At 53.5% G+C, this 26768-nt stretch carries 25 protein-coding genes and 1 pseudogene; 16 read left to right on the forward strand and 10 right to left on the reverse strand.

Annotated elements, in window-relative coordinates:
• Positions 1 to 88: 88 nt before the first annotated feature.
• Positions 89 to 281: pseudogene (locus tag Q3970_RS02975) on the forward strand (lipoprotein signal peptidase).
• Between the two features lie 143 nt (positions 282 to 424).
• Here Q3970_RS02975 and ppsA read toward each other — a convergent pair.
• Complete coding sequence (ppsA, locus tag Q3970_RS02980) at positions 425 to 2830, reverse strand: phosphoenolpyruvate synthase (protein WP_303099123.1); 2406 nt, start codon at positions 2828 to 2830, stop codon at positions 425 to 427.
• A 452-nt stretch (positions 2831 to 3282) separates the two neighbouring features.
• Between ppsA and Q3970_RS02985 the strand changes: the two genes are divergently transcribed.
• Positions 3283 to 4101: a pyruvate, water dikinase regulatory protein gene (locus Q3970_RS02985; RefSeq protein WP_303099124.1), complete on the forward strand. Its 819-nt coding sequence runs from the start codon at positions 3283 to 3285 to the stop codon at positions 4099 to 4101.
• Between the two features lie 109 nt (positions 4102 to 4210).
• On the forward strand, positions 4211 to 4450 hold the full coding sequence (gene arfA, locus Q3970_RS02990; protein ID WP_303099125.1) for an alternative ribosome rescue factor ArfA: 240 nt from the start codon (positions 4211 to 4213) through the stop codon (positions 4448 to 4450).
• 97 nt (positions 4451 to 4547) lie between these two features.
• Here arfA and Q3970_RS02995 read toward each other — a convergent pair whose 3' ends face one another.
• Positions 4548 to 5507 (reverse strand): bile acid:sodium symporter family protein, encoded by a 960-nt coding sequence (locus tag Q3970_RS02995; RefSeq protein WP_303099126.1) that lies wholly within the window; start codon positions 5505 to 5507, stop codon positions 4548 to 4550.
• 155 nt (positions 5508 to 5662) lie between these two features.
• Here Q3970_RS02995 and Q3970_RS03000 point away from each other — a divergent pair, with 155 nt between their 5' ends.
• Complete coding sequence (locus tag Q3970_RS03000) at positions 5663 to 5977, forward strand: hypothetical protein (protein WP_303099216.1); 315 nt, start codon at positions 5663 to 5665, stop codon at positions 5975 to 5977.
• A gap of 80 nt (positions 5978 to 6057) precedes the next feature.
• Positions 6058 to 7089: a Holliday junction branch migration DNA helicase RuvB gene (gene ruvB, locus Q3970_RS03005; RefSeq protein WP_303099127.1), complete on the forward strand. Its 1032-nt coding sequence runs from the start codon at positions 6058 to 6060 to the stop codon at positions 7087 to 7089.
• Between the two features lie 269 nt (positions 7090 to 7358).
• Here ruvB and Q3970_RS03010 read toward each other — a convergent pair whose 3' ends face one another.
• The 4 genes from Q3970_RS03010 to Q3970_RS03025 all read right to left on the reverse strand — a co-directional run bounded on the left by Q3970_RS03010 (position 7359) and on the right by Q3970_RS03025 (position 10357).
• Positions 7359 to 8525, reverse strand: a complete 1167-nt coding sequence (locus Q3970_RS03010) for a sugar transporter (protein WP_303099128.1) — start codon at positions 8523 to 8525, stop codon at positions 7359 to 7361.
• 115 nt (positions 8526 to 8640) lie between these two features.
• The gene (locus tag Q3970_RS03015) at positions 8641 to 9054 is read right to left on the reverse strand and encodes a YidB family protein (RefSeq protein WP_303099129.1); all 414 of its coding nucleotides are present in this window, start codon (positions 9052 to 9054) and stop codon (positions 8641 to 8643) included.
• Between the two features lie 279 nt (positions 9055 to 9333).
• Positions 9334 to 9816: a Holliday junction resolvase RuvX gene (ruvX, locus tag Q3970_RS03020; RefSeq protein ID WP_303099130.1), complete on the reverse strand. Its 483-nt coding sequence runs from the start codon at positions 9814 to 9816 to the stop codon at positions 9334 to 9336.
• Entirely contained in the window at positions 9809 to 10357 is a 549-nt protein-coding gene (locus tag Q3970_RS03025) for a YqgE/AlgH family protein (RefSeq protein ID WP_303099131.1), read from the reverse strand. The genes ruvX and Q3970_RS03025 overlap by 8 nt, the downstream gene beginning before the upstream one ends.
• 327 nt (positions 10358 to 10684) lie before the next feature.
• Between Q3970_RS03025 and nadE the strand changes: the two genes are divergently transcribed.
• The 6 genes from nadE to yfaE all read left to right on the forward strand — a co-directional run bounded on the left by nadE (position 10685) and on the right by yfaE (position 18838).
• The gene (nadE, locus tag Q3970_RS03030) at positions 10685 to 11482 is read left to right on the forward strand and encodes an NAD(+) synthase (RefSeq protein ID WP_303099132.1); all 798 of its coding nucleotides are present in this window, start codon (positions 10685 to 10687) and stop codon (positions 11480 to 11482) included.
• Positions 11483 to 11913: 431 nt separating this feature from the next.
• A complete protein-coding gene (gene ilvE / locus Q3970_RS03035; RefSeq protein ID WP_303099133.1) occupies positions 11914 to 12912 on the forward strand; it encodes a branched-chain-amino-acid transaminase in 999 nt (332 codons plus the stop codon).
• A gap of 117 nt (positions 12913 to 13029) precedes the next feature.
• A complete protein-coding gene (cls, locus tag Q3970_RS03040) occupies positions 13030 to 14520 on the forward strand; it encodes a cardiolipin synthase (RefSeq protein ID WP_303099134.1) in 1491 nt (496 codons plus the stop codon).
• 322 nt (positions 14521 to 14842) lie between these two features.
• Positions 14843 to 17122: a class 1a ribonucleoside-diphosphate reductase subunit alpha gene (nrdA, locus tag Q3970_RS03045; RefSeq protein ID WP_303099135.1), complete on the forward strand. Its 2280-nt coding sequence runs from the start codon at positions 14843 to 14845 to the stop codon at positions 17120 to 17122.
• Positions 17123 to 17250: 128 nt separating this feature from the next.
• The gene (gene nrdB, locus Q3970_RS03050; RefSeq protein WP_303099136.1) at positions 17251 to 18384 is read left to right on the forward strand and encodes a class Ia ribonucleoside-diphosphate reductase subunit beta; all 1134 of its coding nucleotides are present in this window, start codon (positions 17251 to 17253) and stop codon (positions 18382 to 18384) included.
• 145 nt (positions 18385 to 18529) lie between these two features.
• Positions 18530 to 18838 (forward strand): class I ribonucleotide reductase maintenance protein YfaE, encoded by a 309-nt coding sequence (yfaE, locus tag Q3970_RS03055; protein ID WP_303099137.1) that lies wholly within the window; start codon positions 18530 to 18532, stop codon positions 18836 to 18838.
• Between the two features lie 22 nt (positions 18839 to 18860).
• Here yfaE and ubiE read toward each other — a convergent pair whose 3' ends face one another.
• The gene (ubiE, locus tag Q3970_RS03060; RefSeq protein WP_303099138.1) at positions 18861 to 19598 is read right to left on the reverse strand and encodes a bifunctional demethylmenaquinone methyltransferase/2-methoxy-6-polyprenyl-1,4-benzoquinol methylase UbiE; all 738 of its coding nucleotides are present in this window, start codon (positions 19596 to 19598) and stop codon (positions 18861 to 18863) included.
• A 14-nt stretch (positions 19599 to 19612) separates the two neighbouring features.
• Entirely contained in the window at positions 19613 to 20029 is a 417-nt protein-coding gene (locus Q3970_RS03065; RefSeq protein ID WP_303099139.1) for a DUF971 domain-containing protein, read from the reverse strand.
• Positions 20030 to 20168: 139 nt separating this feature from the next.
• On the opposite strand from Q3970_RS03065, the gene Q3970_RS03070 reads away from it, so the two are divergent.
• The 3 genes from Q3970_RS03070 (at position 20169) to Q3970_RS03080 (ending at position 22418) form a co-directional block, all read left to right on the forward strand.
• Entirely contained in the window at positions 20169 to 20726 is a 558-nt protein-coding gene (locus Q3970_RS03070; RefSeq protein WP_303099140.1) for a hypothetical protein, read from the forward strand.
• A 140-nt stretch (positions 20727 to 20866) separates the two neighbouring features.
• Positions 20867 to 21814: a thioredoxin-disulfide reductase gene (gene trxB / locus Q3970_RS03075; RefSeq protein WP_303099141.1), complete on the forward strand. Its 948-nt coding sequence runs from the start codon at positions 20867 to 20869 to the stop codon at positions 21812 to 21814.
• Between the two features lie 112 nt (positions 21815 to 21926).
• Complete coding sequence (locus Q3970_RS03080) at positions 21927 to 22418, forward strand: peptidylprolyl isomerase (RefSeq protein WP_303099142.1); 492 nt, start codon at positions 21927 to 21929, stop codon at positions 22416 to 22418.
• Positions 22419 to 22596: 178 nt separating this feature from the next.
• On the opposite strand, the gene Q3970_RS03085 is transcribed toward Q3970_RS03080, so the two are convergent.
• Together Q3970_RS03085 and lon are read right to left on the reverse strand one after the other, a co-directional pair.
• On the reverse strand, positions 22597 to 22866 hold the full coding sequence (locus tag Q3970_RS03085) for an HU family DNA-binding protein (protein WP_085365672.1): 270 nt from the start codon (positions 22864 to 22866) through the stop codon (positions 22597 to 22599).
• 188 nt (positions 22867 to 23054) lie between these two features.
• Complete coding sequence (lon, locus tag Q3970_RS03090; RefSeq protein ID WP_303099143.1) at positions 23055 to 25502, reverse strand: endopeptidase La; 2448 nt, start codon at positions 25500 to 25502, stop codon at positions 23055 to 23057.
• 292 nt (positions 25503 to 25794) lie between these two features.
• On the opposite strand from lon, the gene Q3970_RS03095 reads away from it, so the two are divergent.
• Positions 25795 to 26067: a YbeD family protein gene (locus Q3970_RS03095; RefSeq protein WP_303099144.1), complete on the forward strand. Its 273-nt coding sequence runs from the start codon at positions 25795 to 25797 to the stop codon at positions 26065 to 26067.
• A 1-nt stretch (position 26068) separates the two neighbouring features.
• Positions 26069 to 26692 carry a lipoyl(octanoyl) transferase LipB gene (gene lipB / locus Q3970_RS03100; RefSeq protein ID WP_303099145.1) on the forward strand — a complete coding sequence of 208 codons (624 nt, stop codon included), beginning with the start codon at positions 26069 to 26071 and terminating at the stop codon, positions 26690 to 26692.
• The last annotated feature ends 76 nt before the right edge of the window (positions 26693 to 26768 follow it).

Here is a 26768-nt window from a genome sequence, read left to right on the forward strand (position 1 = left end):
TCTTTTGAATATGCCATGACTTTTATTGTATTTGTTTTTAAGTTGATTGGCTATATACTCCCTCCATTGACAAAGCCCACCTGATTTCGTGGCAGACGGTGGCGGGGTAACTGCTGATAGTTTGAGAGACCTTTGCCCCCATCTGCGGCGCATTTCTGCATTGTGCGCTGCCCGCTCGCTTAGCCTTGTATTTGATATCTGCACTCACTGCGCTGTTACGCCTTGAACTGCACCTACATTCGGTGATTTTGCAAAGGTCTCGTTTTTTGTGGTTTGGCTGAGTGGCAGGTTGAGATAATGTCTGGAAATGCAGTATCGTTGAACCAAGATCAATTGTGTGCAGGCTATATTGCAATCTTTCTGTCAAGAAAGGCCGGTATGCTGCCACATACCGGCCTTTCCTGCTGATGGAAAGTTGCACTTGTCAGGCGAATGTAAGAGCCTTATTGTTCAACTCTTTGGCTAAATAAAGCCAAGTTTCGATTACGGTATCGGGATTGAGTGATACGGTTTCGATGCCTTCTTCTACCAGCCATTTGGCAAAATCTGGATGATCGGAGGGGCCTTGGCCGCAGATGCCGACGTATTTGTTGTGCTTGCGGCAGGCGGAAATTGCCAGATGCAGCATCACTTTCACGGCGGGGTTGCGCTCATCGAACGTGCCAGCAATCGGGCCGCCGCTGTCGCGGTCCACGCCCAAAGTAAGCTGGGTCATGTCGTTGGAGCCGATGGAAAAGCCGTCGAAATATTGCAGGAACTGCTCGGCCAAGAGGGCGTTGCTCGGCAGTTCGCACATCATAATCAGGCGCAGGCCGTTTTTGCCGCGCTCCAAACCGTTTTCTTTCAAGGCTTTAATCACCGCTTCGGCTTCGCTTAACGTACGCACGAACGGAATCATGATTTCCACATTGGTCAGCCCCATTTCGTCGCGCACGCGTTTGAGCGCCTGACATTCCAACGCAAAACACTCTTTGAAATCATCGGAAACATAGCGCGCCGCACCGCGGAAACCGAGCATGGGGTTTTCTTCGTGCGGCTCGTAGATGCTGCCGCCCAACAGATTGGCGTATTCGTTGGATTTGAAGTCGGACATACGCACAATCACTTTGCGCGGATAAACCGATGCGGCCAAGGTGGCCACGCCCTCGGCGATTTTGTCCACATAGAAAGCCACCGGCGAGGCATAACCGGCAATGCGGTCGTTGATTTCGGCTTTCAGATCGGCATCTTGGCTGTCGAACTCGAGCAGCGCTTTGGGGTGGATGCCGATTTGGCGGTTGATGATGAATTCCATACGCGCCAAGCCGATGCCTTCGTTAGGCAGGCCGGAGAAGCTGAACGCCAACTCGGGGTTGCCCACGTTCATCATAATTTTCACCGGCGATTTGGGCATATTGTCCAAAGCAATATCGGTTACTTCCACATTCAGCAGGCCTTCGTAAATAAAACCGGTATCGCCTTCGGCGCAGGATACGGTAACTTCTTGGCCGTCTGAAAGAACCGAAGTGGCGTCGCCGCTGCCCACAACGGCGGGAATGCCCAGCTCGCGGGCGATAATGGCGGCGTGGCAGGTACGGCCGCCGCGGTTGGTTACGATGGCCGAAGCGCGTTTCATCACCGGCTCCCAATCAGGGTCGGTCATGTCGGTAACGAGCACGTCGCCCGCCTGCACGCTGTCCATTTGCGAAATGTCTTTCACCAGGCGCACTTTGCCTTGGCCCACTTTCTGGCCGATGGCGCGGCCTTCGCAAAGAATTTTCTTGTCGCCGCTGATGCTGTAACGGCGCAGGCTGCGGGCGCTGTCTTCCTGCGATTTAACGGTTTCGGGGCGGGCTTGCAGAATATAGAGCCTGCCGTCCACGCCGTCTCGACCCCATTCGATGTCCATCGGGCGGCCGTAGTGTTCTTCGATAATCAGTGCGTATTTGGCCAATTCGGTGATTTCTTCGTCGGAAATCGAGAAGGCTTTGCGGTCGGCTTCGGGCACATCCACCACTTGCACCGATTTTCCGGCCTGCGCCTCTTCGGTGAAGGTCATTTTAATCAGTTTGGAGCCCATGGTTTTGCGCAGAATGGCGGGTTTGCCTGCTTTCAGCGTGGGTTTGTGCACATAAAATTCGTCAGGGTTGACCGCTCCCTGCACCACTGTTTCACCCAGTCCGTATGAAGAAGTAACGAATACTACATCCTCAAAACCGGATTCCGTGTCGATGGAAAACATCACGCCGGCCGCGCCGCTGTCGGAGCGCACCATGCGCTGCACGCCCGCCGACAAAGCCACGATATCGTGGGCGAAACCTTTGTGCACGCGGTAAGAAATGGCGCGGTCGTTATATAAAGAGGCAAATACATGGTGAATAGCTTCTTTAACGTTTTCCAACCCGTTGATATTCAGGAAAGTTTCCTGTTGGCCGGCAAACGAAGCATCGGGCAGGTCTTCTGCCGTGGCGGAAGAGCGCACCGCTACCGAAATTTGGTCGGTGCCCGCATCTGCCGTCATTTTGTTCCAAGCTTCTTCAACCGCTGCGTCGAGTTCTTCGGGGAACGGCGTGTCTAAAATCCACTGGCGGATTTCTTTGCCCACGCGGGCAAGTTCGGCAACGTCTTCCACATCTAAAGCAGCCAAAGCCGCGGAAATACGTTCGTTCAGGCCGTTGTGCGCCAGAAAAGCACGGTAGGCTTCGGCGGTGGTGGCGAAACCGCCCGGCACGCGCACGCCTTTTTCGGTAAGCTGGCTAATCATTTCGCCCAAAGAGGCATTTTTACCGCCTACGCTTTCTACATCGGTCATGCGCAGGTTTTCAAACCAAATCACGTAATTTGCAGCCATGTTTTCAGTCCATTAAACAAGTTAGAAAGAAATGAATTCGCAGGGTATTCTAACCACTCGGACGGGCAGTGTCATGTGTTTTTATGCAGAAAAACACAGTGGCCGTCTGAAAAAATTGCCGACATTGCACCGTGTAGTGGTGTGAAGCAATATGATAATCTGCTTTCGCTTTTTTGTTAACCCTTGTTAAACATAGAATTTGAAATAAGTTAACAAAGCCTGACTACCGTTCAACTTCTCGATAATTAGAATAAAATTTCAATAAATTATTATTTTATTAAAATAAATGTGCATTTTAAAACGCGGAAAATTTACTGTAGCTGTATGTAGTGAAGCTGTTGCAACTGTTTTTCAGAAGGCGCAACAGTTTGTCAGCAAGGCATTGTGTAGTATGATGGCAAGTATTTTTTGCACCGTAGCCCGCACATATTCAAAGTTTTGAGAGGAAATTTATGGCCCGCCGTTCTGCTTTTTTCATTTCAGACCGCACCGGTATTACATCGGAAAGTATGGGCGAGGCTTTGCTCGACCAGTTTGAGGGCGTGAATTTCAAACGTGCTACCTATCCGTTTGTCGACACGCCCGAAAAAGCCCGCGCAATGGTGCAGATTATCAATGCCGCCACAGCCGACAGCGGTTTGCGCCCGCTGGTGTTCACCAGCATCATCAACGATGAAATCCGCAGCATCATCAAAAATTGCGACGGGCTGCATTTGAGCTTTTTTGATGCGTTTCTCGGCATCATCGAGCGCGAGTTGGGCCTGACCGCACGCCATTCGGTGGGCCGCACCCACGGTATCGGCGATACGCAGCGCTACGATGCGCGCATGGAGGCGGTGAATTTTTCGCTCAACCACGACGACGGTATCAGCGGCAAAGATTTGAAAGACGCCGATGTAATTCTGATGGGCGTTTCGCGTTCGGGCAAAACCCCCACCTGCCTGTATCTTGCGCTGCAATACGGTATCCGTGCCGCCAACTATCCGCTCACGCCCGACGATTTGGAAAGCAGCGACCTGCCGCGCATGGTCAAACCCTACAAACACAAGCTCTACGGCCTCACCATTCTGCCCGAACGCCTGCAAGCTATCCGCCACGAGCGCCGTCCCGACTCTACCTATTCGCAGCTGAACACCTGCCGCCGCGAAGTTTCCGACGCGCAAGCCATGTTCCGCGCCCACGGCATTCCGTTTACCAACACCACCGATAAATCAGTGGAAGAGCTGGCCGTAAACATTATGCAGTCCTGCCAATTGAAACGGCGTTTTTAAACATGATCCGACGTTTTACAACATGCGCTTTTCAAACATAACTTTATATGTTTTCAGACGGCCTATATGCTAAAATGTGAGCCGTCTGAAAACATATAGCGAAACAAAAATGAGCAAACGCAAAACCGAAATCAACAAAGGCAATATTCAGAATAATGTACTGAAAGCCCTGGTAAAATCTAACCTCTTCCGCCACAAGGCGTTCAAAAACAAAAAAGGCAGAGGCTCCTACAGCCGCAAAGGCCGCAACAACAACCCCTCAGGTTTTCCCTTCCCCGGAAAACCTGATTTTTTTACGTCGGCAAAAATTGCCGCAGGAACCTCTTTTATCTTTTTCAATAATTTCTAACACGATGTCTGCCCGGCAGCCTGCAAACAATACACCTCCCCGTTATTCCTGCCTCCATAGAGATAACAGGGTTCGAATTTTGGTTATTATCGAAACATCATCCCCGGCTTTCTTCTCGGCTTTTCCGCTCCCTTTCTGCTTTGGCAGCCCAATAAGAAGCCAATAACGAGCCGGAAATATTGTGCCACACACTGAATATCGCACCGGGCACAGCGGCCAACGGCGTGAAATAGGCTGATGCCAGCGCCGCACCCAAACCGGAATTCTGCATACCCACTTCGATAGCCAGCGTTTTTTGCGCATCCGGGGGCAGTTTGCACAGTTTGGCAGCCAAGAAGCCGAGCAGATAGCCGATGCCGTTATGCAGAACCACCACCCCAAAAATCAACAGTCCGTTCTCAAGGATTCCCGGTTTACCCGCCCCCACCACCGCGCCAATAATCAGCACGATTGCCGCTACCGACACCAGCGGCAGCACACCCGCAGCCGCTTCGGTCTGCTTTCTGAACAGCAAATGAGCGGCCACGCCCAACACAACCGGCAGCAGCACCATTTTGGCAACCGAACCGAACATCGCTCCTGCAGAAATATCCAGCCACCGGTTGGCCAGCAGGTAGAAAACCGCCGGTGTGAGCACGGGCGCCAGCAACGTGCTCACAGACGTTACCGCCACCGAAAGCGCCACATTGCCGCGCGCCAGATAAGTAATCACGTTGGAAGCCGTGCCACCCGGGCAGGCACCCACCAAAATCACGCCAACGGCGATTTCGGGCGGCAGGTTGAAACCTACCGCCAGCGCATAGGCGGTGAGCGGCATAATCACAAACTGCGCCACCACGCCCACCAACACGGCCTTCGGATGACGTCCGAGAATTTTAAAATCAGCGGGCGAGAGCGTCAGCCCCATACCGAACATCACCATGCCCAACAGCAGTGGAATATGCGGCAACACCCATTTGAAGGCTTCCGGCGCGGCAAAAGCAATGCCTGCAAACAGGCCTGCCCACAAAGCGAAAGTTTGGCCGACAAAGCGGCTGAAACGGTTTAAAGCGTCCATAATCTTTCCGATAGGATAAAAAAGTTCAGAATACGCGAATTTTCAGGCAGATAAAAGATGCATGGGCGCACGCCGACGCCGTAAGCATTTAAATTTCGGCTATAATCCCAACCTGCCGTTATATTTCAGACGGCCTTTTGAAAACACCCGACACCATGAACAACCACACCGATTTACTGCACAGCAAAATCAGCAACGGCGACTATATCCGCCTGATCAGCGACAACAGCCGCCACTTCAGCGCCGCAGAACACGAACTGCTGCGTGAAATCCTCAACGGTTTCGAGTTTGACGTGGTGCAGGCGCAGGCTTTGGTGCAGGCGGTAATGCAGCAGGCACGTTTCGACCCTAACGCGCTGCATATCGAAAGCGACGACGAAGACATCACCGGCGTCTGCCCCCACTGCATCAACCCGCCCATGCCGCCGCTGCGGGATTATCTGATTTGGCGGCAGCGCGCCGCCGCGTAAGCTGCCAAACAAACCCAAAGGCCGTCTGAAAACTATAGCGAATCGCTTTCAGACGGCCTCCACACAACACACAAACAATTATGCTGCAAACCGACAACCTTTCCGCCGCCCAACCGCAGCGCATCATCACCGCACAAAGCATCTCCGCACAAGAAGAGCTGCTCGAACGCGCCCTGCGCCCGAAAACGCTGGCCGACTACATCGGCCAACCCAAAGCCAAAGAGCAGCTGGCGATTTTCATCGCAGCGGCCAAAAAGCGCGGCGAAGCGCTCGACCACACCTTATTGTTCGGCCCGCCGGGGCTGGGCAAAACCACGCTGGCGCACATCATCGCCAAAGAACTGGGCGTGAATCTGCGCCAAACCAGCGGCCCCGTGCTCGAACGTGCCGGCGACTTGGCTGCGCTGCTCACCAACCTCGAACCGCACGACGTGTTGTTTATCGACGAAATCCACCGCTTAAGCCCCGTGGTGGAAGAAATCCTCTACCCCGCTCTGGAAGACTACCAGCTCGACATCATGATAGGCGAAGGCCCCGCCGCCCGATCGGTTAAAATCGACCTGCCGCCGTTTACGCTGGTGGGCGCCACCACCCGCGCCGGTATGCTCACCAACCCGCTGCGCGACCGCTTCGGCATCGTGTCGCGGCTGGAATTTTACGAAACGCCCGACCTGGCCACCATCGTTACCCGCTCCGCCCAGCTTCTGCAACTGAATATGGGCGAAGAAGGCGCACTGGAAGTTGCCCGCCGCAGCAGGGGCACGCCGCGCATCGCCAACCGCCTGCTGCGGCGCGTGCGCGATTATGCCGAAGTGAAAAACGGCGGCCTGATCGACGCGGCTACCGCCGACGCGGCTTTGGGTATGCTCGACGTGGATTCGGAAGGCCTAGACGTGATGGACAGAAAATTTCTCGAGGCCGTTATCGGCAAATTCGGCGGCGGCCCCGTGGGGCTGGAAAACATCGCCGCCGCCATCGGCGAATCCACCGACACCATCGAAGACGTTATCGAACCCTATCTGATCCAGCAGGGCTTTCTGCAACGCACCCCGCGCGGGCGCGTGGCCACCGAACGCAGCTACCTGCACTTCGGCCTGAAAACAGAAACGTAAACCAGACAAACGGCCTGCATCGGACACGGATTCCTGCAAAAAATCAAGTACGTATACATCCTAAGGCGTAAGACAGTACACGGTTCTGTTGCCGCTTCAGCAGCTTACAAAGCCGTTCTCTTTGAGCTAAGGTGCAGCAACGCTGTACTGTTTTAAATTTAAGCCACTTATTTTTGAACATAAGAAAACTGCACCTTTCTAAGTTGGAGGGTGTCCAACTTTCGGGGGCCAGTTTGAAAAATTTCAGACGGCCTGTTTGTTTGAGCGTTTTATTCCGCAAAATCACGGCGGTTAGCCAGAAAGTGCGCCAGCAGCAAAGCCGCCGCCGCCAGCGCCGCGCCGGTGAAGCCGATATATTTCATGCCGAACCAGCCTTCCGCATAACGGCCGAACAGCGCGCCGCCGCCGATGCCCACATTAAACAGCGCCGAATAAATCGAAGTGGCCACATCGGTGGCATCGGAAGCGAAATGCAAAACCCGCGACACCATCGCCAAACCGAGTGCGGAAATACCCGTTCCCCATAAAAAACACAACACATACACCGCAACCGGCGAACCGGAAAGCGGATACAGCAGCAGCATCGCCGCCGCCATCACCGCACAGCAGCTTAAGAAAAACACCTTACTGTGTTTGGCAAACCATTTGCCGAACAAAAACGAGCCGATAAAACCCGCCACGCCGTATAACACCAGTAACACCGTTACCTGATCGGGCGCAAATCCGCCCACCTGCAACACAAACGGCTCGATATAGCTGTATGCGGTGAAATGCGCGGTAATCATCAGCACGGTAAACGCATAAAGCTGCAACAAACCGCCGCGCTTGAGCAGCAGCGGCAAACTGGCGGGCGAGCCGCTGTTCACGCTCGGCAGTTTGGGCAGGTTTTTCGCCAGCACGGCAGCGGTCAGCACCGCCACCGTGCCGATCAGCAAAAAGCTCAACCGCCAGCCGTAGGCGTTGCCGATAACGCGCCCGAGCGGAATCCCCAGCACCATCGCCAACACCGTGCCCATGCTGAGAAAACTCAAAGCCTGATTGCCTTTGCCCTGCGGCGCAATCCGCACCGCCAAAGCCGCCGTTATCGACCAAAAAACCGCATGGGTGAGCGCAATGCCGATGCGGCCGGCCAGCAACACCGGAAAATTCCAAGCAAAATACGACAGCACATGACCGGCGGCAAACAGTCCGAACAACGCCAGCAGCAGCGTGCGCCGTTCCATATTGCGGGTGAGCAGCATCAGCGGCAGCGACAACAAAGCCACCACCCAGGCATACACCGTAATCATAATGCCCGCTTCGGTGGGCGACACGGCGAAGCTGCGGCCGATATCGCTTAACAAGGCGATCGGAATAAACTCGGTGGTGTTGAAAATAAACGCGCCGAACGCCAGCGCAAACACGCTGAGCCAGCGCGAAGTATCGTTTTGAGGCATGAAACGTAGTTCTTTCTGATGAGTGTTTTTTAATGTATTTTTATCGGTAAGAAACGGCAAAAACAATCAGGCCGTCTGAAAACAGACGGCCTCTGTTATCCCTATGTCAGGCTGTTTATTTCACCAGGTTTTTCAGCACCAGCGACGCAATATCGTCCAACCCGAAGCTGTCGGCGTCTTGAGCCGAACCGTTGGGCGTGGCGCTGTCCACCAGATTGGGCAGGTATTGCGCCAGCAAATCGCCGGCCTGCCGTCCGTCCATGCCGAACTTGGCCGCCACTTGCTCGATCATGCCGCTGCCCAGTGCAGACTGCAAATCGCTGCCCGACACGCTTTGGTTGCCGCCGGTGGAAATCCAGCTTTCCAACGCACCGCCCAAACCGCCCTGTTGCAGTTGGTTAATCAGGTTGCCCATGCCGCCGCTTTGCTGCACCAAGTCCAGCGCCATCTGAACGGCGGTGTTTTGCTGGCCGTTACCGGCGCCTACGGCCGATACGGCCGCTTTGAGTAAAGAATCCATTAAAGCCATAAGTGTGCTCTTTCGTTATACAGAATCAAATTGCGTATTTTAGCGGGCAGATGTTTTCCTCCGCAAGTGCGTGCAGGTGTAGGTAATCTGCACCGGCAACTCTTCCCGAGGTCTGTTGACAATTGGCCGGCGAAGCGGTTTTTTTGAGGCAAAAGCACAGCAAGCATTTTAGCTTCGCAAGTCCGCTACGCTACCTAACGCCTCAGGGAAGGTATTTCGTCCAAAAATACCGCCGTTGTTACGGTTTCAGGCAAAACAAACAAGGCCGTCTGAAACGGTTCAGACGGCCCTAGCCGGTTTTGATGCGGTTAATTCCCTGCCGTTGAAAAACTCCACCGCGCCGCCCTCGAAAAAACCCTGCAAAATCGCCTGCGCGGCCACTTGATCGAGCACGGCTTTCTGTTTTCTGCCGAACACTTGCGCTTCGGCCAGCAGGCTTTCGGCATATAGCGACGACATCCGCTCGTCCACCCAATACACAGGCAGCTTGAAACGCCCGTGCAGGCGGCGGCCGAACTTGCGGCTCAGACGGGTCAGCTCGTGCTCGCTGCCGTCGGCATGAACGGGCAGGCCGACCACCAGCTGCTGGGGCTGCCATTCACACACCAGCTTGGCGATGGCGTCAAATTTGGCATCGTTACCCTCACCCGTTACCGTAGCAATCGGATGCGCCGTGCCCACTTCGGCATCGCCTTCGGCCACGCCGATACGCGCCTCGCCGAAATCAAATGCCAGCGTGGTGCCGCTCGGTGCATCAAGCATGGCCGGCTCCGCTCATCATCATGCCGGGGCTGACGCCGATTTTGGCAAGTGCCGCTTCATAACGGTCGCCATACGGCAAATCAAACAGAATATGCGTGTCGGCAGGCACGGTCAGCCATGCATTTTCCGAAAGCTCGCGCTCGAGCTGCCCGGCTTCCCAGCTCGAATAACCGATGCTGACCACGGCTTTTTCAACCGCGCCCGGCCGGGCGAGGTTTTCGATGATGTCGCGCGAAGTGGTCAGCGCAACCCTGTCATTCACCGCCAAGCTGTTCTGCCAGCTGCCCACCGGCGTATGCACCACATAACCGCGGTCTATCTGAACGGGGCCGCCCATCATCACCCATTCGTTTTGAAAGCGCTCCGGAATGGCGCTGTCGGCTGCTGCAAAAATCAAATCCATGGTAACGGGCGAAGGTTTGTTGATTACGATACCCATCGCGCCCTCTTCTCCGTGCCGGCACAAATAAATCACGCTGCCTTCGAAAAACGGATCATCCATTGAAGGCATGGCCACCAAGAAATGGTCTGCTAAATTCATGATTTAAAACTCATTTTATTAATCACTCCAATGTAGCCGAACATGGGGGGCAAATACGCTTTTTACAAGGAGGAGCCGTAAAAAAACCAACTGCACCGTGTGTTTTTTCAGACAGCCGCAAATTCCATTTTGCATTAACAAAAATAAACATTAACCGTACCGTCTGAAACTTATACAATATCTGCCTGTCTCAACATATCGGCAAACTGCAGCTTTATAATCATACTGGCTGCATACTGCGGATTTATCACAATCTTTACTTTAACAAAGATTAAAATAACGACATATTACATTTATCGTTTCCAACCTGTCTCGAAAGGATACACTATGCAAACCCAAGCCGTAATCGGCCATATCGTCGGCTGGCTCAAAGATTATGCCGCTTCTGCCGGTGCCAAAGGTTTTGTCGTCGGCGTATCGGGCGGCGTGGACTCGGCCGTGGTATCTGTTTTGGCCGCCCGCACCGGCCTTCCTACGCTGCTGCTTGAAATGCCCATCCGCCAAAAAGCCGATCAAACCGCCCGTGCGCAGGCACATATTGAAGATTTGAAAAAACGCTTTCCCGACAACGTGCAGGGCATGAGCATAGATCTCACTCCCACTTTCGACACTTTTGCAGCCACGGTTGATGTTAACGAAACCGACTACCCGGCCAAACAGCTTGCCCTGGCCAACGCCCGCTCGCGCCTGCGCATGGTAACGCTTTATTATTACGGTCAGATCAACGGCCTGCTCGTTACCGGCACCGGCAACAAAGTAGAAGATTTCGGTGTGGGTTTTTTCACCAAATACGGCGACGGCGGCGTGGACATCAGCCCGATAGCCGGTTTGCTGAAAACCCAGGTTTACCGGCTGGCTGCTGAACTCAATGTGCTGGAATCCATTCAAGTCGCCCCGCCCACCGACGGCCTGTGGGACACCGACCGCACCGACGAACAGCAGATAGGTGCCACCTATCCCGAGCTGGAATGGGCAATGGAAGTTTACGGCTGGAACACCCCCGAAGATTTCACCGGCCGCCAACGTGAAGTGCTCGAAACCTACATCCGTCTGCACCAAGCCATGCAGCACAAAGTCAACCCGATTCCCGTGTGCGAAATCCCCTCCTCCCTACTGGCACCCTAGGGTCTGTTGACAATTAACGCAACGGCGGTGTTTTTGGGCAAAACACCCGGGGTGTTCGACCTTGCCGCGCTTTTTGCTTTGCATATGCGGTTTTTGCCTCAAAAAAACCGCTTCGTCGGTTAAAAGGCTGTTTGGAAAAGATTCTTAGTTTTCCCAAGTATGGGAGCGGTTCAGTCTCTTTCTGCTGCATATCCGGCAATATCATGTCTGCAGGACTTGCCAACCACTCTGGCAAAGAGTATTTTTTACATTTTTCACATAAAAGAGACCTTGCTCCCGGATGTGGATGCAGTTCAAGGCGTAGCAGCGCAGCGGGCGCAGACATATCAAGTAGACAGGCAAGCGAGCGAGCAGTACACAACGCAGAAATGCGCCGCAGATAGGGGGCAAAGGTCTCAATAACTATCAACCCACCCGAAAGTATTTATATCATGGCAAGAGAAGTTCCCGCCGTATTCGGCAGTGTTTTCCATAAAGATATGCCGGTATTGGCTTTTGAAAACGGCGCATGGCAGGGCGTGCGTTGGCAGCCTTCCGATAATTTGCAACTGACTCCGGGCGCGCACTGCCTGCATTACGGCAGCGAATGTTTCGAGGGTTTGAAGGCATTCCGCCGGCAAGACGGCGGTATTGTATTGTTCCGCCCCGATGCGAATATCGCCCGTATGCAGCAGAGTGCCGAATTGTTGAGCCTGCCCGTTCCGGAAACCGAGGCTTTCCGTGATGCTTTAATCGAGTTGGTGGCGCGTGCCGCAGACGAAATCCCCGATGCGCCCGCTTCGTTGTATTTGCGCCCGACCTTGATAGGCACTGATCCGGTTATCGGTAAGGCTGCCGCCGGTTCAGACAATGCCGTTCTGTATATTTTAGCCTCGCCGGTGGGCGATTATTTCAAAGCCGGTTCGCCGATGAAACTTTTGGTGGAAACGGAACACATGCGCTGCGCCCCGCATATGGGCCGTGTGAAATGCGGCGGCAACTATGCTTCGGCGTTGCCGTGGGTAACCAAAGCACGCGAAGAGTACGGTGCGCACCAAGTGCTGTTTTGCCCGAACGGCGACGTGCAGGAAACAGCGGCGGCGAATTTTGCTTTGATTAAGGATGATGAAATCATCACCAAACCGTTAACCAGCGAATTTTTGCACGGCGTAACCCGTGATTCGGTGTTGAAAGTGGCGCGTGATATGGGCTACCAAATCAGCGAGCGCAACTTCACCGTAGAAGAGTTACGCGAAGCCGTGGAAAACGGTGCGGAGGCTATTTTAACCGGCACGGCGGCGGTGGTTTCTCCGGTTACTTCTTTCGTAATCGGCGGTAAAGAAATCTCTGTTGCCGGCCAAGAGCGCGGCACCGCCATCCGCAAAGCCGTTACCGACATCCAATACGGCCTGGCCGAAGACCGTTACGGTTGGTTGGTTAAAGTGGCATAAGATTTGTTGGCATAAAGCGGCCGTCTGAAAAATACTAAACTTTCAGACGGCCTTTTGGTCTGTGTAACAGGCATCAGGCCGTCTGAAACCATCACCGCAACCCATAATGATTAATCAATGAATAATATTCAAATTCCCTGGGGGCAGATTCTGCTCTACCTGCACACCGCCGCCGCACTGGCCTGCGTGGTGCGGGTGCTTTATAAGCAGCGCAACACCGGCACGGCGTTTGCATGGCTGATTATCCTGTTTATGTTTCCGCTGTTCGGTGTGATTGCCTATCTGATGCTGGGTGAGCCGCGCTTAGGTTTGGCGCGGGCTAAGCGGGTTGCCGAAATGAACCGCTTCTACGGCGAGTTTGCCGAGCGATATCTGGCCGATATCGACTTGGACGTTACCAACGAAATCCGCCCGCGTTACCGGGGCATTGCCAAAGTGGCAGCAGATGCCACCGGTTTGGGCGCCACCCGCAACAACGCCATGACGCTGCTTTCCACCACCGACGAAATCGTTGATGCCATGTCGGCCGATATCCGCGCGGCCGAACAGTCGTGCCTGTTGGCGTTTTATATCATCGACCCGCAGGGCAGAATCGAAACGCTGCTCAACACGGTAATCGAAGCGGCGGAACGCGGGGTGGATTGCGCGGTGTTGGCCGATGCGGTGGGCAGCCACGGATTTTTCAACAGCGGCTGGGTAGAAAAACTGCGTGCGGCCGGCATCGAAGTGCACGCCGCACTGCCGGTGGGGCCGATGCGCACGCTGTTTACCCGCAGCGATTTGCGTAACCACCGCAAGATTTTGATTGTCGATAAAAAAATCGGCTACACCGGCAGCTATAACTTGGTTGATCCGCGCTTTTTCAAACAAAGCTCGGGCGTGGGCGAATGGGTGGACGTGATGATGCGCTGCACCGGCCCGATGGTGTTGGAAATGACAGCCGTATTTTATGCCGATTTGGCGGTAGAAAACGATGACAATCTGGCCGGCGTGCAGCAATATCTGAGCGGTTATAGCGAGATTATTCCCGCCATGCTGCCCGACAAAATGCGTGCAGGCAGCATTGCCGCCCAAGTGATACCGTCGGCGCCCGATCAGGGTGAGCGGGTAATTTATGAAACCATTATCAGCGCAATTTATTCCGCCACCCGCAAAATCATCATTACCACTCCGTATTTCGTACCTGATGATCCGCTGCTGATGGCGCTCACCACCGCCGCCAAGCGCGGAGTAGACGTTACCCTGATATTGCCGGCCAAAGTAGATTCGCTGATGGTGCGCTACGCATCACGCGCCTATTACCCCATGTTGCTGAAAGCGGGGGTGAAAATCGCCCTGTTTGAAGGCGGGCTGCTACACGCCAAAACCATGACCATCGACGAAGGCTATACACTATTCGGCACGGTGAATATGGATATGCGCAGCTTCTTTCTGAACCTTGAAATCAGCCTGGCGGTTTACGATAAAACCATCACCGGCCAAGTGATTGATTTGCAGCAGCAATATCTGAACAACAGCCGTTATGTAAGCATAAAGGGCTGGCAGCAGCGCGCCAGATGGTGGGGGCTGGTAGAAAACACCGTGCGTCTGATGAGTCCGTTGTTATGATGTAAAACAATATGGGAGGCCGTCTGAAAAATGCCTGTGCAGTTTTTCAGACGGCCTCAGAATTGGTTTGCAAATGCAACGCGATACTGTATAGCGTATAAATTAACACCTATTTACAAAACAGAAGCAACCGTTTTTTAGAAACTTCAAACATAAACCGACAAACGGATTGGTTTGCAACATGTGCGGTCAGAAGGAAATACAGAACTGCATTACAGGCAGCTTGTCAAGACTGGCAATGTTTTTTGAAATACTGTATATTGTGTCAACTCAAACAAAATACTACCGTATCTTGTGTTTTTCCCGATTTTAGGATAAGCCGATGAATGCACCAACCGACCTGAAAGTAACCAAGCGCGACGGGCGTTTGGAAGAAATAGACCTGTATAAAATCCACCGCGTGATCAACTGGGCGGCGGAAGGGTTGAACAATGTTTCCGTATCGCAGGTGGAGCTGAAATCGCATATCCAGTTTTACAACGGCATCCGCACCGACGACATCCACGAAACCATCATCAAGGCAGCGGCCGACCTGATTTCTCAGGAAACACCCGATTACCAATACCTGGCCGCCCGCCTGGCGGTTTTCCACCTGCGCAAAATCGCCTACGGCCAGTTCGAGCCGCCCCACCTTTACGACCATGTTGCCAAGCTCACCGAAGCGGGCAAATACGACCGCCACCTGCTGGCCGATTACAGCCGCGAAGAGTTCGACGAACTGAATGCCTATATCGACCACAACCGCGATATGGCCTTTTCCTACGGCGCGGTCAAACAGCTCGAAGGCAAATATCTGGTGCAAAACCGCGTTACCCGCCAAATCTACGAAACCCCGCAGTTTCTGTATGTATTGGTGGCGATGTGCCTGTTTGCCAAATACCCGAAAGCCACCCGCCTCGATTATGTGAAACGCTTTTACGATGCCGTTTCCACCTTCAAAATTTCCCTACCCACGCCGATTATGAGCGGCGTGCGCACGCCCACGCGCCAATTTTCGAGCTGCGTGTTGATCGAGTGCGACGACAGCCTCGATTCCATCAACGCCACCACCAGCGCCATTGTGAAATACGTTTCCCAACGCGCGGGCATCGGCATCAACGCCGGCCGCATCCGCGGTTTGGGCAGCGAAATCCGCGGCGGCGAAGCGCAGCACACCGGCTGCATCCCGTTCTTCAAAATGTTCCAAGCCGCCGTTAAATCCTGCTCGCAAGGCGGCGTGCGCGGCGGTGCGGCCACCTTGTTTTACCCCTTGTGGCACATCGAAGTGGAAAGCCTGCTGGTGCTGAAAAACAACCGCGGTGTGGAAGACAACCGCGTACGCCATCTTGATTACGGCGTGCAGATTAACCGCCTGCTCTATACCCGCCTGATTAAAGGCGGCGACATCGCCCTGTTTTCACCGCACGAAGTGCCCGGCCTGTATGACGCCTTTTTCGCCGACCAAGATGAATTCGAGCGCCTTTACACCCAATACGAGCAAGACCCTGCCGTCCGCAAGCGTGTGGTGCCCGCCACCGAGCTGTTTTCGCTGTTAATGCAGGAACGCGCCGGCACCGGCCGCATCTACATCCAAAACGTCGACCACTGCAACACTCACAGCCCGTTCAATCCGAAAGTGGCGCCGGTGCGCCAGTCCAACCTGTGTTTGGAAATCGCGCTGCCGACCAAGCCGTTAAACGACATCAACGACGAAAACGGCGAAATCGCCCTGTGCACCCTGTCGGCCTTCAACCTCGGCGCACTGGAAAGCTTGGACGAACTCGAAGGCTTGGCCGATTTGGCCGTGCGCGCGCTGGATGCCTTGCTCGATTACCAAGACTATCCCGTTAAAGCCGCTTATCACGCCACCATGAACCGCCGCACCCTCGGCATCGGCGTGATTAACTATGCCTATTATCTGGCCAAAAACGGCGTGAAATACAGCGACGATTCCGCCATCGCCTTAACCCACCGCACTTTTGAAGCGATTCAGTATTACCTGCTTAAAGCCTCGGTGCAACTCGCCCAAGAATTCGGCGCCTGCCCGGCGTTTAACGAAACCACCTACGCACAAGGCAAACTGCCCGTCGACACCTATAAAAAAGATTTGGATACCATCTGCCAAGAGCCGCTGCACCTCGATTGGGAAGGCTTGCGTGCCGACATCGTCAAGCACGGCCTGCGCAATTCCACCCTAACCGCACTGATGCCGTCTGAAACCAGCTCGCAAATCGCCAACGCCACCAACGGCATCGAGCCGCCGCGCGGACTGGTTTCGGTAAAAGCCTCGAAAGACGGCATTTTGAAACAGGTGGTGCCCGAATTCGAGCGCCTGAAAAACCAATACGAACTGTTGTGGCAGATGCCTTCCAACGACGGCTACCTGAAACTCGTGGGCGTGATGCAGAAATTCGTCGATCAGGCCATTTCCGCCAATACCAGCTACGACCCGCAACGCTTCGAAGGCGGCCGCGTGCCGATGAAGCAGCTTTTGAAAGACCTGCTCACCGCCTACAAATTCGGCCTGAAAACCCTGTATTACCACAACACCCGCGACGGTGCCGACGATACGCAGACCGATATCCAAGACGACGGCTGTGCGGGGGGAGCGTGTAAGATTTAAACGAAACGTTTTCAGACGGCCTATCTATCTCATCTTCTATGAGGCCGTCTGAAGCCGGTATTGCATTGTCTTAAAAATTAAATCAGATCAACAGAGAAGAATCATCCATGTCCTGCGAACATCTAGTCATGTCATACAGCACATTCAGCAAAGAAAAAAACAACGCCTTAACCGAGCCGATGTTTTTCGGCAAGCCGGTGAATGTGGCGCGTTATGACCAGCAGAAATATGAAATTTTTGAAAAGCTGATTGAAAAGCAACTGTCGTTTTTCTGGCGGCCGGAAGAAATCGACGTGTCGCGCGACCGTATCGATTACCAAAACCTGCCCGAGCATGAAAAGCATATTTTTATCAGCAACTTGAAATATCAAACCCTGCTCGATTCGATTCAGGGTCGCAGCCCCAATGTGGCGCTGTTGCCGTTGGTGTCGATTCCCGAACTGGAAACGTGGATTGAAACCTGGAGCTTTTCTGAAACCATCCACTCGCGCAGCTATACCCACATTATCCGCAATATCGTTAACGACCCGTCGGTGGTGTTCGACGATATCGTCGATAACGAATACATCATCGCCCGTGCCGAAGATATCGCCTGTTACTACGATGATTTGATCGAATACACGCAGTATTACAACCTGTTCGGCGAAGGAGAGCACCGTTTTGACGGCAAAACCGTGCGCGTGAGCCTGCGCGAATTGAAGAAAAAATTGTATCTGTGCCTGATGTGCGTCAACGTGCTGGAGGCCATCCGCTTTTATGTGTCGTTTGCCTGCTCGTTCGCTTTTGCCGAGCGCGAGCTGATGGAGGGCAACGCCAAAATCATCAAACTGATTGCGCGCGACGAAGCCCTGCACCTTACCGGCACACAGCATATGCTGAACCTGATGCGCAGCGGCGCGGACGATGCGGAGATGGCGGAAATCGCCGCCGAGCTGGAGCAGGAATGTTTCGAGCTGTTTAAAAAAGCCGCCTTACAAGAGAAAGAATGGGCCCAATACCTGTTTAAAGACGGCTCAATGATCGGCCTGAACAAAGAAATTCTCAGCCAATACGTTGATTATATTACTAATCTTCGTATGCAGGCGGTGGGTTTGAAACCGGCGTTTGAAAATGCCACCCAAAACCCGATTCCGTGGATTAACGCGTGGCTGTCGTCCGACAACGTGCAGGTGGCGCCGCAGGAAGTGGAAATTTCGTCGTACCTGATCGGGCAGATTGATGCCGAAGTGAATGCCGACGATTTGGGCGATTTCGAGCTTTAACCTCCACCACAACAAACAGGCCGTCTGAAAACCTGCGGATTGTGCCGTGGATGTTCAGGCGGCCTGAAACCTTTTTTCCGGTTCATTCATTAAAGGCCGTCTGAAAACAATACGGTAAACAGATCACACACAAGCGGATTTTTTTATGGTTTTAATTACCACACGCGATAAGAGTTTCGAGCTGCGGCAGGACGAAACCCTGCTGGAGGGGCTGGAACGTACCGGCCACGAGGTAGAATACCAATGCCGCAGCGGTTATTGCGGCTCTTGCCGCATGAAAATTGTGTCGGGCAGGGTGGAATACGATAACTTTCCGCTGGCGTTTGTCGCGCCGGGCGAAATCCTGCCGTGCTGCTGCCGCGTAACCGAAGCGGTGGAGGTGGACTGCGGTATGCGCGTGCAGGAACCGGATTTGTTTGATATGGATTTATTTGAAGAACCGCCTTCCGCCTGAGAAGACATCAAAAGCCGTTGTTTCAATATTTCACGCCTTTGTGTAAGGCCACAACGCCTGCGGTCATGTTGTGGTAATCCACGGTGTCGAAACCTGCGTCGAGCATCATTTGTTTGAGGGTTTCCTGATCGGGGTGCATTCTGATAGATTCGGCCAGATATTGGTAGCTGTCGGCGTCTTTGGCAATCATTTTTCCCATCAGCGGCAACAGTTTGAACGAATATAAGTCGTAGGCCGGTTCCAAGGGCTTGAATACTTTTGAAAACTCTAAAACCAGCAATGTGCCGCCGGGCTTTAACACGCGGTGCATTTCTTTCAAGGCTGCGTCTTTATGGGTCATATTGCGCAAACCGAAAGCTACGGATACCAGATTGAAATAGTTGTCGGGAAACGGCAGTTTTTCTGCGTCGGCCAGTGATACAGGCAGAATCAGGCCTTCGTTGAGCAGGCGGTCGCGACCTACCGAGAGCATGGAGGAGTTGATGTCGGTAAGCCATACTTCGCCCTCTTTCCCCACCCTCTTCGCCCAGCCGCGCGATAAATCACCCGTGCCGCCGGCGATGTCGAGCACTTTGCCGCCTTTGTTGAGGCGGGCGGTGTTAACGGTAAAGCGTTTCCACACGCGGTGCAGGCCGCCGGACATGACATCGTTCATAATGTCGTAGTTTTTGGCTACCGAGTGGAACACTTCGGCTACTTTTCCGGCTTTTTCGCTTTCGTTTACGGTTTGGTAGCCGAAGTGGGTTTTGTTGTCGCTCATTATGGATTCCTGTTTTAGTGTTTGCCGCAACTGCCACTGCTGCAGCCGTGTTGCGGTGCTTTTTTATCGGCGGCGGCAGGTATGCGCGATGCGCCGGCCGCTTCGATAAGGCGCAGATAGTCGGCCCACATTGTATCGTATTCGTGCGCTAATTTATATAAATAATCCCAGTCGTAAAGCCCGCTGTCGTGGCCGTCTGAAAATGTGATTTTCAGGGCGTATTGCCCTACCGGCTCCAAACCGGCAATAGTTACGCCGGCTTTGCCTGTCTGCAGCGTTTCCCGGTCAGAACCGTGGCCGCGCACTTCGGCGCTGGGCGAATAAACGCGCAGAAATTCGGCAGGCAGGCTTTTGGCGTTGCCCCGATAAACCAGGGTGAGCGCGGTGCGGCTGTTTTGCAGGCGGATTTCTTCGGGGGCTTCGTATTTCATATGCCGGATTCGGTGTGGAAAACGTTATTTTAACAGTAAAATAAAACCTTTCAGACGGCCTTGAATAAGCACCGCCCTGCCCTATATTAAAATCCTGCAAGCCCTGTATTATCCTGTTTTCTTTTTAAATGGAAGAATAATGAAAAAAATCATTGCCTTATATGCAATTTCCGCCCTAACGCTAACCGCCTGCAAAGACAATACGCAAGCCCAATTGGAGCAGCAGCAGAAACAAATCGAGGCGCTGCAACAGCAGCTCGCCCGGCAAAACGCACAGCAAGACAACACGGTTTACGAATTAACCGCCGACGCAGTGAAAGACACCATTCCCGCCGAATATCAGGCCAACGGCAACAACGGCGAGCCGGTAACGGGCACCGACGGCCAGCAGTATATTTACGACCAATCAACCGGAAGCTGGCTGCTGCAAAGTTTGGTAGGCGCGGCTGCGGGCGCGTTTATCGGCAACGCATTGGCCAACAAGTTCCAAAAAGCCCGTGCCGACACACCTGCGGTGCGGCGCGCGCAAGCCAATTATTACCAGTCGGCACAAGCGCAGCAGCGCACCAGCCGGCAGTTGAACACCAGGTCTGTGCCCGCGCAAAGCAAAGCAGTGCAGCCTAACTACCGCCAAACCACCAAAGCGCCGTCCAACACCCGCCAACCTATGCGCCGAGGCGGCTTCCGCAGGCGTTGAGTAAAGAGGCCGTCTGAAAAGCTTCAGACGGCCTTGCCAATATTTATCCGGCTGCATTTCAAACTGTTTCAGACGGCCTTCACCGGTTTCGCAGCACAACTTGAGCCGTTTAAACAACCGTTTTCAAATAAGGAAAACCCATGAGCAAACACCATAAGCTGATCATTTTAGGCTCCGGCCCCGCAGGCTACACCGCCGCTGTTTACGCCGCACGCGCCAACCTGCAACCCGTGATTATCACCGGTGTCGCCCAAGGCGGGCAGCTGATGACCACCACCGAAGTCGACAACTGGCCCGCCGATGCCGACGGCGTGCAAGGCCCCGAACTGATGGCGCGTTTCCAAGCACACGCCGAGCGTTTCGGCACCGAATTGATTTTCGACCAAATCCACACAGCCGATCTGCAAAAACGCCCGTTTACCCTGAAAGGCGATATGGGTGAATACACCTGCGACGCACTGATTATCGCCACCGGTGCTTCAGCCAAATACCTCGGCCTTCCCTGCGAAGAAAAATTCGCCGGCAAAGGCGTATCGGCTTGCGCCACCTGCGACGGCTTTTTTTATAAGAAACAAAACGTCGCCGTGGTCGGCGGCGGCAACACCGCAGTAGAAGAAGCGCTTTATTTGGCCAATATCGCCAACACCGTTACCCTAATCCACCGCCGCGATACTTTCCGTGCCGAAAAAATCATGGTCGACAAACTGATGCAACGCGTAGCGGAAGGCAAGATTATCTTGAAACTGAACGCCGTACTTGAAGACATTAACGGCGACGATATGGGCGTGAACGGCGCACGTTTGAAATATAGCGACGGCAGCAGCGAAGAAATCGCCGTGCAAGGCGTGTTTATCGCCATCGGCCACAAGCCCAACACCGATATTTTCAAAGGCCAGCTCGACATGGACGAAACCGGCTATCTGAAAACCAAAGGCGGCAGCGGCGACAACGTCGGCCTCACCAATATCGAAGGCGTATGGGCCGCCGGCGACGTAAAAGACCACACCTACCGCCAAGCCATCACCAGCGCCGCTTCCGGCTGCCAGGCCGCCTTAGATGCCGAGCGCTGGCTCGACCGTCAGAATTAGACAATCTGCAGGCCGTCTGAAAAAAGCGTTATTGATTTAAAATAAAATAGCCTTATACATCGCCAAATCCATTTTGATATTAATTTACCCCCTACTTTGAAAGGATTACTTAATGATCAAACTTCACACAAATTTCGGCACCATCGGCATCGAACTGGATCACGAAAAAGCCCCCGTTACTGCCGCCAATTTCGAGCAATATGTGAAAGACGGTTTTTACGACGGCCTGATTTTCCACCGTGTCATCAAAGGTTTTATGATTCAAGGCGGCGGCATGGACGAAAACATGAACGAAAAACCCGGCCGCGATCCGATTCAAAACGAAGCCCAAAACGGCCTGAAAAACGACAAATACACCATTGCCATGGCGCGCACCCAAGCGCCCCACTCCGCTTCTTCGCAGTTTTTCATCAACACCAAAGACAACACCTTCCTCAACCACACCGAACCTAGCCTGCACGGTTGGGGCTATGCCGTATTCGGCAAAGTGGTTGAAGGCCAAGACGTAGTGGATGCCATTGAAGGCGTGGCCACCAGACGCCACGGCTATCACGATGATGTACCGGTAGACAACGTTGTGATTACTAAAGCGGAAATCGTATAAACCGAAAGGCTTTAAGCAAAACTACAGGCCGTCTGAAACTCTTCAGACGGCCTGTAGTTTTGCCAAATTGTTCCAATGCTCAGCAAACGCCGTCATTAGCGTGGCGAACTGGAGATGTTAATGACAGCAATACAAAAAAGCAGGCATATGCCTGCTTTTGTTTTATATCTGCCGAATCTTACAGCGCGTCTTTCAGGGCTTTGCCTGCGCGGAATTTAGGGGTTTTGGCAGCGGCGATGGTCAACGGCTCGCCGGTTTTCGGGTTGCGGCCTTGGCGCTCGGCACGCTCGCCAACGTAGAAAGTACCGAAACCTACTAAAGTTACGGTATCGCCTTTTTTCAGCGCGCGAGTTACGGCATTGGTCATGCCGTCCAAAGCTTTGGCGGCGGCGGCTTTGGAAATATCTGCCTCTTGGGCGATGGCTTCAATCAGTTCAGACTTGTTCACAATAAGTCCCTTTCTATCGTTTGAAATAATGAAAACCCCGATAATCGGGCGTTTGGGTACGGTTTCGTACGTCTGGCGACTTTATAACAAGCCTAAAATCGCCGTGTCAAGCGAAAAGATGCGGAAGATTGCGCTTTTGCAGGCTTTCTTTACAACAACCGCATCTTTTACAACACATTCCTACAAATTCAATGTTTGGTTGCTTTTGCGCTTGACTTGCTTTCAGGGTTCGGCAATGCGGCCTCAGGGGCGGTTTCTTCGTTTTTCCACGGTTCTGGCTGGCGTTCCAAGCCCAAAGCCAAAACTTCGTCTATCCATTTTACAGGGTGGATGGACAGACCCTCTTTCACGTTGTCGGGAATTTCTTCCAAATCTTTTACGTTGTCTTTCGGAATCAGCACATGCTTGATGCCGCCGCGCAGCGCCGCCAGCAGTTTTTCTTTCAAACCGCCGATGGGCAGCACTTCGCCGCGCAGGGTAATCTCTCCGGTCATCGCTACGTCGGCGCGCACGGGAATCTGCGTAAATGCCGATACCATCGCCAGCGTCATGGCAATGCCTGCACTGGGTCCGTCTTTAGGCGTAGCGCCTTCGGGAACATGCACGTGGATATCTTTTTTCTCGTAGAAATCCGGTGCAAGCCCTACGGTTTCGGCGCGCGAGCGTACCACGCTCCAGGCAGCGGATACCGATTCTTTCATTACATCGCCCAACTGCCCTGTACGGATGATGTTGCCTTTGCCGGGCAAAGCTACGGCTTCGATGGTGAGCAGTTCTCCGCCGACTTCAGTCCAAGCCAGCCCGGTAACCTGGCCGATACGGTTTTCATCTTCGGCTACGCCGTAGTCGAAACGGCGCACGCCCAGATAATCGTGAAGGTTTTCTCCGTTTACCTTCACGGTTTCGGTTTTCAGACGGCCTTCGGCAGAGTGGTTTTTTTTGTCGGCGGCCAAGGTGGTCTGCATCACGACTTTACGGCAGATCTTGGCGATTTCGCGATCGAGCGAACGTACGCCTGCCTCGCGGGTATAGTAACGGATGATGTCGCGCACGGCACTTTCGGCAATTTCCAATTCCCCTTCTTTCACACCGTTGCGCTCCATCTGCTTAGGCACCAGATACTGTATGGCGATATTGATTTTCTCGTCTTCGGTATAGCCCGACAAACGGATGATTTCCATACGGTCGAGCAGTGCTGGCGGGATATTGAGGCTGTTGGATGTGGCGATAAACATCACGTCGCTCAAATCATAATCCACTTCGGCGTAGTGGTCGGCAAACTTGTTGTTTTGTTCGGGATCGAGCACTTCAAGCAGGGCACTGGCGGGGTCGCCGCGGAAATCACTGCCAAGCTTGTCGATTTCGTCGAGCAGGAACAGCGGGTTTTTCACGCCGGCCTTAGCCATGTTTTGCAGGATTTTGCCCGGCATCGAGCCGATATAGGTGCGGCGGTGGCCGCGGATTTCGCTTTCGTCGCGCACGCCGCCCAAGGCCATGCGCACATATTGGCGGCCGGTGGCTTTGGCGATAGACTCGCCCAGTGAAGTTTTACCCACACCCGGCGGGCCGACCAGGCAAAGGATAGGGCCTTTGATTTTGTCCATGCGTTTTTGCACGGCCAAATATTCCAAGATGCGCTCTTTGACTTTTTCCAAGCCGTAATGGTCGGCATTCAAAATCAAGTCGGCTTTGGCCAAATCTTTGCTCACACGTGATTTTTTCTTCCACGGCAATTCCAGCAGGGTATCGATGTAATTGCGCACCACGGTGGATTCGGCCGACATGGGCGGCATCATTTTCAGCTTTTTCAGCTCAGACAGGCATTTTTCTTCGGCTTCTTTACTCATGCCCGCCTCTTTAATCTGCTTTTCCAAGGCATCCAGCTCACTGCGCTCGTCTTCTTCGCCCAGCTCTTTTTGAATCGCTTTTACCTGCTCGTTGAGATAATACTCGCGCTGCGATTTTTCCATTTGGCGTTTTACGCGGCCGCGGATGCGCTTTTCTACCTGCATGATGTCGAGTTCGGCTTCAAGCTGGCCGAGCAGGTATTCCATACGTTCGACGATACTGACCATGCCCAAAACGTCTTGGCGTTGTTCGAGTTTGAGTTGCAGGTGGGCGGCCACGGTATCTACCAGGCGGCTGTTGTCGGAAATGCCGTGAATGGTGCCGATTACTTCGGCAGGGATTTTTTTGTTCAGTTTGGCAAACTGATCGAATTGCGACAATAAAGTACGGCGCAGGGCTTCCATATCCGGGCTGTCGGCATCAGTGTCGTCGGCAAATTCCACATGTGAAACAAATAATTCACCGTTATCTTCCACCCGCAGGGCACGGCCGCGGCGTATACCTTCCACCAACACTTTCACAGTGCCGTCGGGCAGTTTCAACACTTGCAGCACTTGGGCAACCGTACCCATTTCGTGCAAATCTCCGGCACCCGGTTCTTCTTCGTTGGGATCGCGTTGAGCCAACAGAAACACCGGCTCGTCGTTGGTCATTGCCGCATCAAGTGCTGCAATGGATTTTTCACGCCCCACAAACAGGGGCAGCACCATGTGCGGGTAAACTACTACATCGCGCAACGGCAGGGTTGCCAGTGCGGCGTATTCCTCAAAATGTTTGTCTGTTGCCATATCTTTATCTCTATTCAAGTTGTTGCTGCTATTTTTCGGATTGCCGCCCACATGGGGTTGGCGGCCCGCTATTTCAAGCCTTGAAAAAACAGCAAATGCTTATATTTCTAAAGCATCTTTTCAGACGGCAGTATAATGGATTGCAGATGGTGTTTGCGTTAAAATACAGCCTGAAATGTATTAGAGCAAACTGTTGTCGGAATTATTCTGATTTTATTGGCAGTTTGCACCGGGCCGTCTGAAAAGCGAAAATTTTTCAGACGGCCTGATTGGCCTTTTTTAAGGAAGCACCATGTCCGGACAACAACCTTCTTTAATCGAATTTCCCTGCAACTTCACCATTAAAGTGATGGGGGTTCAGCACCCCGAATTCACTTCGTCCGTGCTCGCCTGTGTGCAGAAGCACGCGCCTGAAACCCAGGCGCACCATATCAGCGTGCGCCCGAGCAGAAAAGGCAATTATCTGGGCGCCACCGTGGAAGCGGCCGATGTGCAGAACCAAGAACAGCTCAACAATATCTACCGCGAACTCACCGGCAACAAACTGGTGAAAATGGTGCTGTAGCATGAAAACCGTACACTTGGGGCTGGCCGACTACCAACCCGTATTCGAGGCCATGAAAGCCTTTAACGCCGGGCGTACCGACAATACTGAAGACGAACTGTGGGTGGTCGAGCACCCGCCTGTGTTCACACAAGGCTTGGCGGGCAAACCCGAACACCTGCTGCTGCACAGCAGCATACCCGTGGTGCAGATCGACCGCGGCGGCCAAATCACCTACCACGGCCCCGGCCAGCTGGTGGTTTACACACTGATCGACTTCAAGCGCCGCAAAACCGGCGTGCGCAATATCGTGAACGCCCTTGAAAACAGCATTATCGCCACGCTGGCCGAATACGGCATCGCCGCCGCCGCCGACCCGCAGCGCCCCGGGGTATATGTAAACGGGCGCAAAATCGCCTCATTGGGACTGCGGATTAAAAACGGTTCGGTGTATCACGGCCTGGCATTGAATGTCGATATGGATTTATCACCCTTTTTGCAAATCAACCCCTGCGGCTACGCAGGTATGGAAATGGTACAGATGGCTGATTTCCTCACGCCCTGCCCGCCGCTTGCTGAAGTAGCCGGAAAGCTCACCGCCCATCTGCAGCAAAAGCTGGAACCGCCTCAGGCAGAGGCCGTCTGAAAAACCGGGCGTTTGAGTTTCGCAAAACCGCAACCCAATCATTTATTTATTCCATATCCCGCTTTCCGGCACACCT

Origin of the sequence: Neisseria sp., from assembly GCF_030530745.1 — a bacterium.
Taxonomy (GTDB): Bacteria; Pseudomonadota; Gammaproteobacteria; order Burkholderiales; family Neisseriaceae; genus Neisseria.